The 15257-nt window shown below is 42.7% G+C and carries 15 protein-coding genes and 1 pseudogene; 5 read left to right on the top strand and 11 right to left on the bottom strand.

The annotated features are described in order from the left end of the window. Positions 1-69: 69 nt before the first annotated feature. Together R7Z78_RS18120 and R7Z78_RS18115 are read right to left on the bottom strand one after the other, a co-directional pair. Positions 70-1146: a threonine aldolase family protein gene (locus R7Z78_RS18120; RefSeq protein WP_104976120.1), complete on the bottom strand. Its 1077-nt coding sequence runs from the start codon at positions 1144-1146 to the stop codon at positions 70-72. Between the two features lie 137 nt (positions 1147-1283). After that, entirely contained in the window at positions 1284-2144 is an 861-nt protein-coding gene (locus R7Z78_RS18115; RefSeq protein WP_104976121.1) for an immunity 49 family protein, read from the bottom strand. Positions 2145-2500: 356 nt separating this feature from the next. On the opposite strand from R7Z78_RS18115, the gene R7Z78_RS18110 reads away from it, so the two are divergent. The 4 genes from R7Z78_RS18110 (at position 2501) to R7Z78_RS18095 (ending at position 6665) form a co-directional block, all read left to right on the top strand. After that, positions 2501-3115 (top strand): PolC-type DNA polymerase III, encoded by a 615-nt coding sequence (locus R7Z78_RS18110; protein ID WP_169644072.1) that lies wholly within the window; start codon positions 2501-2503, stop codon positions 3113-3115. 252 nt (positions 3116-3367) lie between these two features. Next, positions 3368-3895, top strand: a complete 528-nt coding sequence (locus R7Z78_RS18105) for a DUF6795 domain-containing protein (protein WP_104976122.1) — start codon at positions 3368-3370, stop codon at positions 3893-3895. Positions 3896-4012: 117 nt separating this feature from the next. After that, positions 4013-5773, top strand: a complete 1761-nt coding sequence (locus R7Z78_RS18100; RefSeq protein WP_104976123.1) for an ABC transporter ATP-binding protein/permease — start codon at positions 4013-4015, stop codon at positions 5771-5773. Between the two features lie 499 nt (positions 5774-6272). Beyond that, complete coding sequence (locus R7Z78_RS18095) at positions 6273-6665, top strand: hypothetical protein (protein WP_005376463.1); 393 nt, start codon at positions 6273-6275, stop codon at positions 6663-6665. 40 nt (positions 6666-6705) lie between these two features. Here R7Z78_RS18095 and R7Z78_RS18090 read toward each other — a convergent pair whose 3' ends face one another. The 4 genes from R7Z78_RS18090 to R7Z78_RS18075 all read right to left on the bottom strand — a co-directional run bounded on the left by R7Z78_RS18090 (position 6706) and on the right by R7Z78_RS18075 (position 10322). Next, positions 6706-7710 (bottom strand): metal-dependent hydrolase, encoded by a 1005-nt coding sequence (locus R7Z78_RS18090; protein WP_104976124.1) that lies wholly within the window; start codon positions 7708-7710, stop codon positions 6706-6708. 328 nt (positions 7711-8038) lie between these two features. Beyond that, positions 8039-8497, bottom strand: a complete 459-nt coding sequence (locus R7Z78_RS18085) for a hypothetical protein (protein WP_005388759.1) — start codon at positions 8495-8497, stop codon at positions 8039-8041. Positions 8498-8590: 93 nt separating this feature from the next. After that, positions 8591-9619 (bottom strand): phospholipase A, encoded by a 1029-nt coding sequence (locus R7Z78_RS18080; RefSeq protein WP_064354739.1) that lies wholly within the window; start codon positions 9617-9619, stop codon positions 8591-8593. A gap of 199 nt (positions 9620-9818) precedes the next feature. Next, positions 9819-10322 (bottom strand): DUF2938 domain-containing protein, encoded by a 504-nt coding sequence (locus R7Z78_RS18075; RefSeq protein WP_025767821.1) that lies wholly within the window; start codon positions 10320-10322, stop codon positions 9819-9821. An 84-nt stretch (positions 10323-10406) separates the two neighbouring features. On the opposite strand from R7Z78_RS18075, the gene R7Z78_RS18070 reads away from it, so the two are divergent. Next, on the top strand, positions 10407-10814 hold the full coding sequence (locus R7Z78_RS18070; protein ID WP_169644070.1) for a helix-turn-helix domain-containing protein: 408 nt from the start codon (positions 10407-10409) through the stop codon (positions 10812-10814). Positions 10815-10886: 72 nt separating this feature from the next. Here the strand turns inward: R7Z78_RS18070 and def are convergent, their stop codons facing one another. The 5 genes and pseudogenes from def to R7Z78_RS18045 form a co-directional block, all read right to left on the bottom strand. Further along, a complete protein-coding gene (def, locus tag R7Z78_RS18065) occupies positions 10887-11393 on the bottom strand; it encodes a peptide deformylase (protein ID WP_104976126.1) in 507 nt (168 codons plus the stop codon). A 233-nt stretch (positions 11394-11626) separates the two neighbouring features. Continuing rightward, positions 11627-12091 (bottom strand): ABZJ_00895 family protein, encoded by a 465-nt coding sequence (locus R7Z78_RS18060; RefSeq protein WP_017635325.1) that lies wholly within the window; start codon positions 12089-12091, stop codon positions 11627-11629. A 513-nt stretch (positions 12092-12604) separates the two neighbouring features. Beyond that, positions 12605-13144, bottom strand: a complete 540-nt coding sequence (locus tag R7Z78_RS18055; RefSeq protein ID WP_064354738.1) for a tetratricopeptide repeat protein — start codon at positions 13142-13144, stop codon at positions 12605-12607. A gap of 353 nt (positions 13145-13497) precedes the next feature. Beyond that, a pseudogene (locus tag R7Z78_RS18050) lies at positions 13498-14505 on the bottom strand (AGE family epimerase/isomerase); the annotation flags it as partial. 107 nt (positions 14506-14612) lie between these two features. Continuing rightward, the gene (locus tag R7Z78_RS18045) at positions 14613-15155 is read right to left on the bottom strand and encodes an AAA family ATPase (RefSeq protein WP_104976127.1); all 543 of its coding nucleotides are present in this window, start codon (positions 15153-15155) and stop codon (positions 14613-14615) included. Positions 15156-15257 lie beyond the last annotated feature (102 nt).

Below are 15257 nucleotides of genomic sequence, written 5' to 3'. Positions count from 1 at the left end.
TCTTCGCTTCAATTAAGAATACATGAAGTGCCACGTATGGCGTGTTAGTAAGCTCGCATATTGATAAGTTTATGCCTTATTACCGAGTAACTGATTGAAAAACGACCTTAATTCGTCATCACCAAGATTGAGCAGGTAGTCACCAACATACCATTCAATGATCGATTGATTTGGATGTGCCGTGACTTGCGGGTTACCAAACCAAATGCCCTTTTCCGTGGCAAACGTATATTGGAGTTCTTTCAACTCTTCGCAGCTAAATGGCAGGATAAGGTGCAACATGTTTGCTTGAGGCTGGGTTGGTCTTACCGCCAAAGTTGGGAACTCTTTAATGATCTTGTAGATCTGCTTTGTTCGCTCAAACAGAGCTGGCATTTGTGCCAACCTTTCATCAAACTGCATCGCCGCAGACACCACATAAGGTGTTCTGTGATACAGGTTGCCACCTTGGCGCTTCATCCACATTGAAGCCAGTTCAATGAACGACTTTGAGCCAAGCAGCATAGAGCCGCCCATACCGTTGATGCCTTTGTAGAGTGAAACATAGGTCGTATCAAAACCAGCGGCGATCTCGCGGTATTCTTTCTGATAGTAAGCTGCGGTTTCCCAAAGTCTTGCGCCATCCATGTGGAGATGAATGTCATTTTCGGCGCAGTACGCTTTGATTTCTTCCAGTTCTGACCATGAAGGTAGCTGACCACCAATTTCTCTCATCGGGAGTTCATAAAGAACGGCTGCGATTTCATCCGGCCACGCAGTGAGATCCTCAAGCTTCCATGTTTGATAAGGGTTCCCTACTGGCAAAATACTAAAACGATGTTGAAGCTGGTAGCCTTGTTTTTCATGCACAGGAATATGGCTAGATGCGTGCATAGCGACAATAGGATTACGCTTTTGTCTTGTGACAATTTCGAGCACTGTTGGCTGCGTCATCGTCCCTGTTACAACAAAAAGCCCTGCCTCGTAACCCAGCAGATCGGCAACCTTTTTCTCGAAGGCCTGAACCGTTTCGCCCTCGCCGTAGACATCGTGATTGACGTTGTTTTCTTCGCACCACTTTGCCATTTTCACAAAGTGTTCGGCTGGAGAATCTTCTTTATTACCAGGGAGATGGGTATGACAAAGCTGTTTTAGGTGGGCACTCATTGTTCTGTCCTTTGAATCAAAGTTTCAACAATGTAACTTGTTAAAACGGAGGCGTAAACTGCATTTTCGCGATGCATTTTCTGCTTATGCTTCCATGCTGAACCTCCGATTGGACATAGATTTAACTTAAGAGTGATTTACGCAGAACGAAGATCATGCTCACCGTAAACAAGCCATTTCGGTAAATATGCGGCTTCTGGAATCGTCCAGCCATACTTATCGTATGCTAATGCAGCAAGACCAGTCAGTTTCAGAGAAACATTTCCTTTTGGCGAATAGCGAACATCTTCATTCATGTAGAACTGGTAATGCGCCTCTAACGCATCCCTCAGTGCCTCTTGATAATGTGCCTCATCGCCATCGATAATGGCAACAAACACATTCACAAATGGAATAAACAAAGAGTGTACATATGGCACTCTGGTTGATTCTAAGTATTGCGGGGAGGATTTCTCCATCACAGTTTGCAATAACTCTGGTAACGCTGATGAATTGCTAAATACACCGTTAACGAACTCGACTAGCGCAACATCGAATGGATCTTTTAAACGCACTAACGACTCATCCATGATGGTCATCAGCTCTACGCAGCGCCAATCTCTCGCGGCCATCGCTAAACAGATTTCATCCAACCAAGCATCCATCGTTCCCCCTGCAATAGAACGGTTACCTACTTCCGAAAAATGTCGTTGCCCAACGGAGAATTCAACCACTTTGTCTGAATGATTGGCCAGCAAGTACACGTTATTCAGTAACTCAAGCGCTCTTTTTATATAAGCTGGTGAGGCCTGATGTTGTCCGTATTTTGAAGCAGTGAAGAATGCATCAAGCGAATACCAAGCGTCGCCTTTCATTCTTTTGAGAGGTTGTTGATAAAAGGACTGCTTTTCATCAAGCATTTTTTCCCAAAAGCTGTAGAAACGTTCGTCTTCTTCACGAAAAATACGCAATTTTCTTTCTTCAGGTATCTCTAAATAGTGATTTTTCATTTGTTCCATCGTTCCCTAGCCTCGCATTATAAGTTGTTCTAATTTTTTGCCGTGATGACATTCATCTTTAAAATCAAGCCGTGAATGATGCCGAAGTGGATTTATAAAATCAATTTATAATCAGTATTTTATATCGAAAGTTAATGCTTAATTGAAATGAATCGAAAAGCCGAAAAACATTTGAAATATAAGGCTACCGCACAAGCCGCGATGGGTAAGCCAGAACGTGCCTGTCCATAAACAGTGGACGACGAACACTGACTTTGTGGAGTAAAGATAGACAGATATTCACCATTGTGTTCGCCTTTCTTTTTCTGTCGCTTTCAATAATACTCTTGCGCAATATTACTCAGCTGGAAAATTTTATGCCTCAAGCAAACTCTGTGGTCGTACTCGACTTTGAAACCACAGGTCTCTCTCCTACTTTAGGTGATCGCGCAATAGAAATTGGTGCAGTAAAGTTAGTCAATGGCGAGGTTGTCGATAGTTTTCAGCAACTCATGAATCCCGGTTTCAGAGTGAGTTCTTTCATTGAGAACTACACCGGCATTACCAACAATATGTTGCGATCGGCACCAAGCTGCGAAGAGGTAATGGCGTCATTTAGTGAGTTCATTGCTGGCGAGAACCTTGTCGCTCACAACGCGTCCTTCGATAAACGATTTTTAGATGCAGAGCTTGAACGAATCAACTGTGGTTATTCGGGTGAGTTTGCTTGCTCCTTACTGGTAGCAAGACGGCTCATTCAAGAAGCCCCATCACATAAGCTAGGTGAACTTGTTCGCTATAAAAATATCGACAACGACGGTGTTTTCCACCGTGCACTAGCCGATGCGCAAATGACAGCCAAGCTTTGGCTCTTAATGGTCGAAGGGATAGAAAACTCAGGCGTCGAAAAACCAAGTTTTCAGTTGATGCAAACGGTCAGTAAAACAGCCAAAGGAAAAGTCGACCTGCTACTCGCCAAAAGCCGTGCGTAACACCCTCCGAACTAAAAGCTGATTCTAGTCTCTTAGACGTTTAAGTGATTTTCGATATACATGCGATATTGGCTATATCTGTCACTATCGCAGTGCTTCTTTTTCAAAACAAAGATCGCCTGGGTCACTCTATCCTCCAAAACTTCTAAAAAAATCGTGAATTATGTCTCACCGATTTAGATACTCGCTATAGTCATTCGAGACAATACGCAACAATTCGAGGTGTATTCACTGACTACTGATTTGTAAGCGATGATCAACAATGTTTTTCTGTTCTTAGAACAGTTTGCAGCTTTACTCATACTCGTACTGATTTCTGTTTTTGCTGTTGGCTTTTTATTTTTTGGTAAGGAAGCTCAAGAGTTTACACCAAGCATAAAAGGACGTATTACGAAGAACGATACTCCCATAAAGAATGCAAATGTAGTACTTAACATTCGGTCAGCAAATCGTTCTTTCGAACGTAGCTTCACCACGAATACAAATGGGGAATTCAAGTTTGATCCTGTTTTCAGAAAAAGGAACAAAGTTCTAAGTATTTTCGATGGCCTATTTCAAACAATATGCAGTGTAGAAGTGACCACAACCGTTGCCAATCAAAAGGTTGTTATTTGGAAAGGAATTTTCAGGCATCATGTCATCGGTATGAAGGAAAGAGTAAATATGTCTAATTTAAACTGCGAAGCCACCAACCCCATCAGAAAGTTTGAATTTCAATCCTATGGGGATTCCGTAAGTAGTCAATGTGACTTAAGTGATTACTTAAAAGTAAACAGATAGAGTAATGTTTACTCTATCAAACTCCTCAACTTCCTAATCCGAACGCGGTAGATCGCTGGTCTCACCAACCAAACTGGCTTACTATGCCAGGTACCTAAAACGCTTTGTGAGTCACTCATGAGCCGAAAAAATAACAAAAATCTCAGCATTCTTCTTAAACTCAACACCTTTATTGCGCCTTATAAATGGCGGGTTGCAGCGGCCTTAGTTGCACTTGTCGCGACGGCAAGTTTAACGTTATCCGTTGGCTATGGAGTGCGCATTCTTATCGACCAAGGCTTTGCTCAGCAATCACTGCAAGAGCTTACCAATGCGATTCAGTTTATTGTCGGTGTAACATTGTGTATTGCCATTGGGACTTTCTTTCGCTTTTACCTTGTCTCTTCCGTAGGTGAGCGCGTTAGTGCGGATATTCGCCTTGCGGTGTTTAACCATGTGATTACGCTGCATCCGAGCTATTTTGAGACCAACAGTAGTGGCGACATAATGTCGCGCCTGACTACCGATACCACATTGCTGCAAAGCATTATTGGTTCATCGTTCTCGATGGCGATGCGTAGCGCTTTGATGTGTTTTGGTGCCATCATTATGTTATTCGCTACCAACGTTAAGCTCACGCTGATTGTGCTTGCTTCTGTGCCTTTGGTTTTGGTGCCAATTTTGTTTTATGGGCGACGCGTGCGTGCTCTCTCTCGCCAAAGTCAGGACTCAATGGCCGATGTCGGAAGCTACGCTGGAGAAGCGATAGAACATATTAAAACCGTGCAAAGTTTTAGCTCAGAGTCGCATGAACGAGCGGCTTTCGCTGTCGAGGTGGAAAAAGCTTATGAAGTAGGCAGACAGAGAGTAAAACAGCGCGCGATCCTGATATCAGGCGTTATTGTGATTGTGTTCAGCGCGATTGCAGGCATGCTTTGGGTAGGCGGCAGCGATGTGATTCAGGGAAAAATGTCTGCGGGTGACCTAGCCGCATTTGTGTTTTATGCCATTATGGTTGCCTCATCGACTGCAACCATTTCCGAAGTCATGGGTGAATTGCAAAGAGCCGCAGGTGCTACCGAACGGCTGATTGAGATCCTTCAAGTAGACAGTGATATTAAAGCGCCAAGCAACCATTTGCCTGTCCGTGCCGACATGCCTGCTGAGGTTAACTTTAATTCGGTGAGTTTCAACTACCCTTCTCGCCCAAATCAACCAGCAATCAAAGAATTAAATCTAACCGCTGAACAAGGAAAAGTACTGGCGTTGGTCGGCCCTTCTGGTGCAGGTAAAACAACACTATTCGAACTGCTGCAACGATTTTATGACCCACAGCAAGGGCAAGTGTTGTTTGGTGGTGAAGATATTCGACAGTTCGACCCAAACGAGCTTCGACGTCAAATGGCGCTCGTACCACAACAACCAGCGCTGTTTAGCCATGATGTTTTTCATAATATTCGCTACGGTAATCCTGAAGCGACGGATGTACAAGTTATCGAAGCCGCGAAAAAAGCCCATGCCCATGAGTTTATTGAGAAGCTTCCCGAAGGCTATCACAGCTTTTTAGGGGAGCGCGGCGTTAGGCTATCAGGCGGACAAAAGCAGCGCATTGCGATTGCTCGCGCGATTCTAAAAGATCCAAAAATCTTACTGCTAGACGAAGCTACCAGCGCCCTTGATAGTGAAAGTGAACATCACGTTCAGCAAGCACTTGAAGCTCTAATGAAAGGACGCACAACGCTGATCATTGCTCATCGTCTTTCGACTATCCAACATGCGGATAAAATTGCGGTGCTCGACAATGGCGAATTAGTCGATGTTGGTAACCACCAATCATTAATACAAAGCTGTGAGTTGTATCAGCGACTTGTGGCATTGCAATTTAAGCACTTGGAGTAACGCCTAGTTAAGCGCTCAAAAATAAGCAAAGGCGGACCAAATAATTTAATAACAGGAGTTTAACGATGTTTTTGTGTCAGTCCAGCGAGCCCTTGCGAGACTAGGAATCTAATAGCAGCGCTCTGAGTGGTTAATGAGATAATTTAGACCATGAAAAGCTAGGATAGAAGATCCCACATCATATCCCATCGTCGCTGTACAAGGTGACGAAATACAAAAGATGCCACTCGCAGTTAAACGAGCGGCATTAAACCAAGCAGCTCGCCTTTTAACAAAGGAATTCCAGTAAGAGTCCAGTAACCAGCGTATTCTTCCTTCAACTAGAAACACCGTTCACAACCACCATATAAAAACCATTCAACTTCATTTGTAACAATCTAGGTTTCAAAAATAGGAAATCATTGCTGAAAAAGTTTACCGCGTTTTGTGTTGCTATCTATGGTTACAATGTTTGAGACATCAATGCCTTTAAACCAAGCAACACAAAAGCGGCACCGATATGAACAGCGAAGCGAAACAACTATTTTCTTATCTATGTCAGCGATACGATGCGCTTTCTCAAGAGCTTGAGTCTCGCCCTTTTCCTGAATTTTCTGAGACTATTACTCATCCTCTTGGGCACTGTTTAGTCCGTTGCCCAGCAGGTAGCCAACGCTTTTCTATTGTAGCAGTCAACTTTGCACCCTCCGTTCGCGGGCAAGGCGTGCTTACTGCATTTATCGACTACATCAAAAGCAATCCATACCACTACCAAGGTGTTGAGGTTGCAATCATTGAAAACAAGAACTTAGCTAAACGGCTTTTGTCTCTTGGCTGGAAGTACAAGTCCCTGTTTGGCAAAATTTTCTTCGCCAGCAAGCCAACCCTAGTAAAGGACTTTCAGTCTGCGTAATGGTTATTACGAAACCGCATCGACATCCAAAGTAAAACCATCACTCAAAATCCGTAAGCATGTTGAAAAAAACTTGGCGATCTTCTGCAGTACTTCCTCGATGAGCAGTGTATTCAACGTGCGCCTCTGCGTTGGCTTTTGGGGATAGATTGATGCCCCATAACGCATTAATTTGGTTTGGTACGATGGAATAACGCATATCAACAATTCGCAATTCATTATTCGGATCCGTCGCTACAAAACCGTTTGAAAACCAACGGAAACGTTCGATGTCTCTTGCTTGTTGCGATTGCGGGTTTAGCCACGGAAATTGCTCTTTTATATTTAACTTTGGAGTTGATTCGCCAGGGTAAATTTTTATTGAACGCCCCACCCTTACGGCATCTACATAGTAGCTCTCTTCCGTTTCATAAATTAGTTTCCAAACCAAAAGATTGCTGAAACTTGGTTTGGCTTTTAATTGTATAGCGTTGTGTTGTCGCTCTTTGACGATTTCCCAACCAGCTACTTCTGCTCTATCTCGTTGTATCGTTCCAAGACTTAGGTAAGCCAGGCACCATAAAAATGCAATGCGGGCATAGTTTGGGCTTCGCTTCAGTGCAACAAACAAAAGCAATATTAAAATAGGGAGTGTGAACGCGGGGTCGATTACCGAAATAGTGTTCCAAGCATAACGCGTGTTGCTTATCGGCCATAGAAGCTGTGTTCCATAACTGGTGCATGCGTCTAATAACGCATGGGTACTATAACCAAGCGCGCAGTAAAACCAACTCTGCCGGAAGCTTAGTCCTCGCTTTTTTGCGAACAATGGATACAACACCAAAGCACAAATGAAACTACCAAACGGGATAAACAAGAGCGAGTGAGTAAATTGGCGATGGTATTCCAAATACAGCAAAGGATCAGTTGAAGAACGGATGAGCACATCTAAATCCGGAGCCATCCCAGAGACCACGCCCAACACGCCAACAACTGCAAGGTTTCGCTTGTTGCTCACGGCCAGTGGCAAAGTTGCACCCAATAAACCTTGCGTTAACGGATCCATCGTTCACTTCCTTTAGATAGATGAAGCTCAGCTGGAAAGCGTACACGCTCAATAGTCGGTTCCAATTTAAAAACCAGAAGGTTCTTCGACATAAATTATCCGCATTTAAGTGGAAAACAATACACGACTTAGTCATGCATTTGCTTGTTTAGCAACAAACACCTTGATTTAGTGTAAGAAGGAATCACGCCGTTCGCTAGTGAACGAACAAATCTGAGTCTAGGCTTGTTTGGTATTTCAAACCCGAAGGTTTATCTGACGCGAAAAAACAAGGCGATCCAAATGGCTCGCCTTGTTTCTAATTTACTGAACGATAAACGACAGGGGTTTAGTCTTGAGGATTCTCTTTCGCGTTGATTTCAGCGTAAGTGTGCAGCAGCTCCGTCAATGTTTTTACCCACGCAAAAACATCCGAAGGTGCATTTTCGATTAGTTTTTCCACTAGAGCACAGTGTGTTTCTAGCGTGATGGCCTCTTCCAAACGGAATGAGATCGCGTAGAAATGCCAAAGCACCAATCGCGTCATTCGCTCGCTATTTTGCTTTGCGTTGTCTGAGTCATCAAACGCTTGTTGAATTTCACTCAGTGCGATTGCTGTCATGCGTAGCATTGCATCAAGACGTGCAGACAACATGCGGTCTTCACTATCCACTTCTTCTTGATCAAAAGTGAACAGCTCATTCATCACGTCTTCTGGCACCATTTTACTGATCATACGAGCACTAAACTCTTCCAGCTCATGGCGAGGCATAGTTACAAGACAATCGAAGGTGTAATCACGAAGCATAAAATCACTCTAGGTTAGAAATCAATTTCAGCCTCGCATTCTAAATATTGAAATTTCAATTGCCAGTGTTAATTTCTATCCATCTACGAAAAACTACAAAACACCGTTGATTGCAATACCAACACCAATCCGCTGCTGATTATGATCATAGTCGATCAAGCTCTTACCATAACCCGCTGAGTATTGTGCGTACCCCTGAACTTTGCCCCAAATCGGAAATGACACACCCAGTTCTGCAAAACCCTTATGTGTTTGAAAGTTCTGGCGACCTAAAAAGGTAAACTCGTAACCATTCCACTTGTAAGCACTCGATAGCTCAAAGTGTCCCATATAGTCTTCGATATCCGGGTTATCATCACCTTTGGGATCATTAGGCGATGTCTTTTCATCTTCAGGTATACGCCACCAAGGCTGGATAGAAACCGCAAAATTGTCTTTTGCAAAGGTTACGTTGGCATAGACACGGTTCCAACTGCGCGATAGCTCCTGTCTCTGACCGTTAGACTCATGTTCAATACCAAAACCTAACCAAGTCGAACCATCAAGTGGTATCCAGTCAGTTGGGGTGTAGTAAAAAAGCTCTGGACGATAATTGGTTTCACGGAATGGACGAGATGCTGCACCCGTGTATACCTGCCAAAATGATTTAAGAGTCATTCCAAAAAACAGACCATCGCCATCAAACAACAAGTCATCATAGTTCATTGGTACTTTAAAACTGATTTGGAACTCCGCCTCTTCCTTACGCAGTTCATCGCCGTATTTGGTGTCGGCATACGCGCGTTTATTTACTCGATCACTGTACGTAAACGGAAGAATATAGTTAACGCGATGCGCGACTAGGCTAAACGGTTCGAACGCGTTTTCTCGTTCTGATTCCAAACGCTTGTCGACCAAGCTTTCCTGAAGTTCTTCAGGCTCTTCAATTTCTGGATCTGCGGGCACTGTGCTGGTTACTGTGTCAAGCTCACACTGCACGCGAATGCTCTTTATGGTTTCCTCACCTTTGCTTTGCTTTATTTTGTCTAGCAAACATAAATCATAAGCACTGGCTGTTTCTCCCATCGCAACTGGCGCTGCCAATAAACTCAGTATTGATATCCCTGCCACTTTTGAAGCCATCTGAAACCCTTAATATTCTTTATGTCAAACCAGATAATTTTAGTTTTTCTTGGTAAACCGCTTGCCATTCTGACGTTAAGGCAATGTTAAATGTCCGCCGACTTTAGACATATCGGTCAACTATGATCAAAGCGCAAAAAACAACCAAGAGTTGAGCATCATAGATAAAAACCACTCGTTTGCATGATGCTCATGTTCTCTATGCAAAATACTGGCTCGTAACTTTGATTGCAAACCCGGCTATGAATAAACCCAAACCATAACCCAAATGCGCCAATGTGCTAAGAAAACGGGCTTTCCAAGGTGTTGGGGTTTTACTCGCAGCAAAACCAAATCCTAGACAAGGTTGAATGACCAAAAATGGGAAGATCAACGTTACCACGCCTGTAATTAAGCTGGGCATTAGACTGGGCTCTACCAACCAATGATGACCAAAAACAGTAACGTGAGCCAAAGCGAAAGTAACGCCGATGGCATAATGCAAAAACCAGCCAAGTGACTTTTCTCCCGGCATCGCCTCTGACGCCATAATTGGCGCATGCATAAACTTTCCTTGGGGCATGTACAAAACCCAGCGCGCAACCAACGCATAGTTTAATGAAGGAATACCAAACACTCTCCTTTGTAACCATGCCCATAAATCCATTATCAAAGTGGCACCAATCCCTATTAGCACAGCTTGCAATCCCATTAAAAGCAGCATTTTTCTCTCCTCAAGTTTTTGATTTGTTAAGGTCTTAGTTGCATGCTACAACTTAAAGCCAACTTGAAGTCAATGGGGAATAATATGGATATTGCAGAAGTGGTTAGAAAATCAGGATTGCCGACTTCAACGCTAAGGTATTACGAACAGCTGGGGTTAATTCGCTCGATAGGAAGGAATGGATTGAGACGCCAATATTCATCAGAGGTACTCAATACACTCAATTTAATTAGTTTGGGGCGTATCGCTGGAATATCGCTTAACGAAATGGCAGAAATGTTGAATCAATCAGAAGTTTCAAAGCCATATATCGATCGTGACTTACTAACGAAAAAGGCACTTGAGATTGATGAGCAAATAAAACGTTTGAAAGCGGTGCGAGACAGCCTAAACCATGTTGCCACCTGCCCTCATGAGTCACATATGGACTGTTCTTCATTTCAGAAGCTTATGAAGGTCGTAAAGCGTTATGTCCCCCAAAAACAGAGATAAACCGCTCTCACTACCTTCCTATTCTTGATTTAAAAGGAAGTAACTCGCGGTTGTGAGTTACTTCCTTTCATATTACTTAGCTTTCGCTTTTAAGTACTTCTTCACTTTTTTCATCGCCATTTTTTGCTTTAACGGTGAAAGGTAATCAATGAACAAGTTACCAGATAGGTGATCAATTTCGTGCTGCATCACAATCGCCAAGAACTCATCGCTCTCGATTGTAATCGGGTTGCCATCACGGTCTAGTGCAGAAACAACAACTGACGTGTAACGCTCTACATCTGCGTAGTACTCAGGAACAGAGAGGCATCCCTCTTGACCAAGTGCTTTGTTTTCTCCGCTCACCACTTCTGGGTTAACCAAGATTAAAGGATCATTGCGTTCGTCAGAGATATCGATGACAACAACCGCCTCTTTTCTGCCTACTTGGGTTGAAGCTAAACCGATACCATTGCCCGTTGCGTAAAGTGTTTCTAGCATATCGTCTATCAGCGTTTGTACTGTCGATACATCAGTGACTTTTTCTGCTTTTACTTTAAGCCTTGGGTCTGGAATGGAGAGAATTTCGAGGACTGCCATACTTACCTTTCATATCTATAAATCGTAATTCGTGGCGAATTATACACACGTTTCTCGATACATAAACCTGCTAAGCTATCTTGCGTACAAGGCATAAACCATTAACTCAAACGACAACACAATAAATGGGTTTGCCTTTTAGATAAAAATCCTACAAACAGGAAACTAAAACGCCAGCACATTATGGCTGACGTCTTGTCATGATCCTAATTGAATCGTTTGTTGTATTTTATCTACTGACTTTCCTTGGCTTTGAGTAATACTCTAATCGCCATTTTCTCACCACTTTTTAAAATTAAGTAGGCGATGCCAATCGTTATTAGCATTATGATAGCAATAAAAATACTTACCCCACCGAGCTCAGATAATAAATAAAACGGAGAAATATCTAACGACATTAAGATAAGAGAGAACACTACCAAACTTGCTAAAGTCCACAGTAAAACAGCATACCATCTTGTTTTTGATGGCATTACATCTCCAGTCTTGTAGCCGAAGTAATAACCAACACTCATGGCTGGGATTAACGTGCTAAGAAAGCCTGTACCACTCATTTCTATCCCAACAATATATTCAATGGCCAACAGCAATGCAGCCCAACAAACGGACGCCAGACACAACAGAGACGTAACAAGAAGTACCGATGGTGGCTGGTTTATTTCTGATTCTGAATAGTTATTTTTTAATTCCACTTTCATTTCTTTCCATTTATTTGAATAAAATAAGCGTTTTAGATCATGCTTCCGCTTGGACAACCTAGAGAAACAACACCACAAGAAATACAACTTGTAGCTTTTTAAATAGTTTTATTTTCATTTAACCTAGATTCCAACTAACTGTTATTTTTTAAAACTAAACCCTCTCTCTCAAATTGTATATTCAATAAGTTTACTCATATGGGCCTAGTGCAACCATGTTAATACGTTCTATGTATCAGAAACAATTCATTTATTTCCAATGACACTAGTGAGATTATGCGACGTGATTGGAATCTCACTTAAGTTTTCATGGACCTATCGCGCTGAAAATTGAATCCTCTACCTGTCATAGAATAAAAAGCCGTCAAAACCAGTTGGTTCTGACGGCTTTTTATTTTCTATTACACACTCGATTATTGTTGCAGATTCGCTGTGGCTTCTACTGCTTTGTAGAAGTCCAGCACTCTCTGTTTGAGGTTCGATTAAAACCCTATAAAACATTAAGCCGCAATATTAATTGAGTTGTTCTATATAGCGATTCAGCTCTACCGCATATGTTTTTTGATCAATCGCAGTGTCACCTATTTCTTCATCTAGAAATCCAAGTAGCATTTGTGCACCACCTTCACCATTATTTAACGCTTGCGTCAAGTAATAGGCTGAAAGCACCTTATTTTCAGGTAAACCACAGCCATCATCATACAAACATGATCCTAAATAAAATTGTGCACTAGCCAACCCATCATCAGCAGCCTCTGAGATTAAAGAAAAGCCCCGCTTAACATCCATGACTTTTGGCTCTTTCAGAAGGATTACCCCTAAAAGCTCTTTACTATGAACATCATCCACTTCGATAGCTTTGATCAATAAAGACTTTGCTCCTTGCACATCACCTTGTTCATAAAATTTATTTGCTTCGCTGTACAACTGCTCTGGAGCTTCTCGGTTCTTAGTTAGGAGGCTTTCTGTCGTTTTAGTTGCCTCAAACTTTGACGTAGTATCGTTACATGCCGTAACAAGGAGCACTACGAATAAAACGTTAACAATTCTCATGTTATTCCCATGTACATTTGATAAACAAGACTGCTGTCGAGTATGAATCGTCATACTGACCGCTTACAATTTGAAACTTTGTATTGATCGGAGCTTTAGCACTAGCTTCACACATATTGGCAATTTGACCACGAACATAAGCACTCGAATCAAAGTTATACTTGTCTTCTTGAGAAATTATACTTGCTAATGAAACTCTAGATAGTTGAGGAGCTTTCCCATATTCCCTTTCGACTTTCAAATACTTCACATTAACAATCAAAATGCAGCCAGATGATTCTAGATTTGCATTGTGTACTCGATTAGCTAGTACTCTAACGTTTTGTCGGATAATATCAAAGAGAAGCATAGCTCTGCCTTTCTGGTGAGAAGCGCGCTTTGACTTGCTCAAAGTTTTGCTGGTATTGCGCTTGTTTAAGTGTGTGTTTCATTCCTTTGAAGCCAAACTCTGTCCAATTGGAATTCTCCAACAACTGACCAGTGAGATACGTCATCCAATACGCTTTGATGGTGTGTCCAAAATCATTGTGTTTCGCATCTGGCATCATTACCGCTTTGTGGTGTATCGCGCCATAAAAACGCCGCTCTTTGTTGGAGTGGTAGTTATCCAGCATCACTTGCGTCAGCCACTCCAGATCTTGTTTCCACTTGGCTTGCGCTGGTTCTGGTAAAAGTGGCGCCGTTAACAACAGATAGCCATTGATCTGGTCAAGTTGAGCGACTAGCTCTTGCTGCTTCGCACTTTCCCCATCACCGTCTTTCAAAACCCACGCCAGACCGCGATCATCGCTTCGTCGGTATTGTTTAAATATAAACGCTTGCTGGTCGATAAGCGCTTGTTCGACCTTTGGATCTTGAGTCAAGTAGTAGTACATCGCCAAACCCACTAAGGCGTATGCTTGGTCTTGAGAAGTTCGTTGTTGTCACTCCATCCCCGGTTTCCCACTACGCGTAAAGCTCACAAAGCCGCCGTTTTTCTCATCTTGTAGATGATCAATCAGGTAATAAGCCCCTTTCTTTGCCAGCTCTAATGCTTGCTTGTCACCCGTAAGATGAAAAAGCACGCCATAAGCGTAAGTTTGGCGCGATTTCATGCGGGTGTATTCGCGATCGAAGTGCGGGCTAATCCACCCTTTGTTTAATTCTCCACACGGCTTTTGTGGATCGAGAATGACACCGTTATCACAACGAAAAGTCGGAAAATTCCCCGCAGGTTGTCCATGCGCGCTTTCCATCATCCAATATGGGGCTAGGCCATTCGTCACATGGTTTAACCAATCATCCCCCGAAGGCAGGCCTACATCAGCAAAGCTGCTCATGCTCGTCGTTGCGAGCAATAAGGTAAGATATTTAAAAGACATAACACTCAATTAAGTTATTGAATTTTATCCAGTATAAATAACTCCCTTTACGCATATTGTTGTCGTGCTCACAATAGCCTTACTCATTTGTTTGCATCAATCATCTTTCAGCCTTGTTCGATGACTGAGCCGAGAATAAACGCTACTCTGTCTTCGACTGACATTTTGGGCACTTCGATCAATTGATAACCAAATTTGTGATAAGCGTTGGCCATCTGTTGATACGTAGCCACCGCTTCAGAAAAATCTTGCTTTCGCTCTTCGTCGTTGCTGAATATCGATACCCAAGGTGGAAAAATGAACACTTGAGAATGATAACGAAGCGTCTGGCAATGCGTGATGAGCTCATGCGAGATTGGCAGTTGTTCCAACTTGCTGTAGCCATATACGTCCACAATACTGCGATCAAAAAACACGTCCCCTTGGTGGGCATTGAAAGCTCGGTAATTGCTCACTTCTGCCTTCATCATTTCGTCTCGAAAAGCTTGTTTGTCATTCCAAGGTAATGCTGAACCGTGATTGGCAACCTGCGTTTGTATTATTTGACGGCCGGTTTCTGGCGCGCAGATAAAGCCTTGTGTTTTTAGTTGTTCGATAACCGAGGTTTTTCCTGCACCGGGACCACCAGTGAATACAATGAGTTTTTTCAAAATCTTTTCCTTATTTTTTTGTTTGAGTGAAGTAATGCGTGTACAGCCAAGAAAATGGGCATCATCTGGCGTTTGAAATTGGAATTTGGCACGCTAACGTTA

The organism is Vibrio sp. 1167 (genome assembly GCF_033340375.1).
GTDB lineage: Bacteria > Pseudomonadota > Gammaproteobacteria > Enterobacterales > Vibrionaceae > Vibrio > Vibrio alginolyticus.
This window is presented reverse-complemented; position numbering and strand designations above follow the sequence as displayed.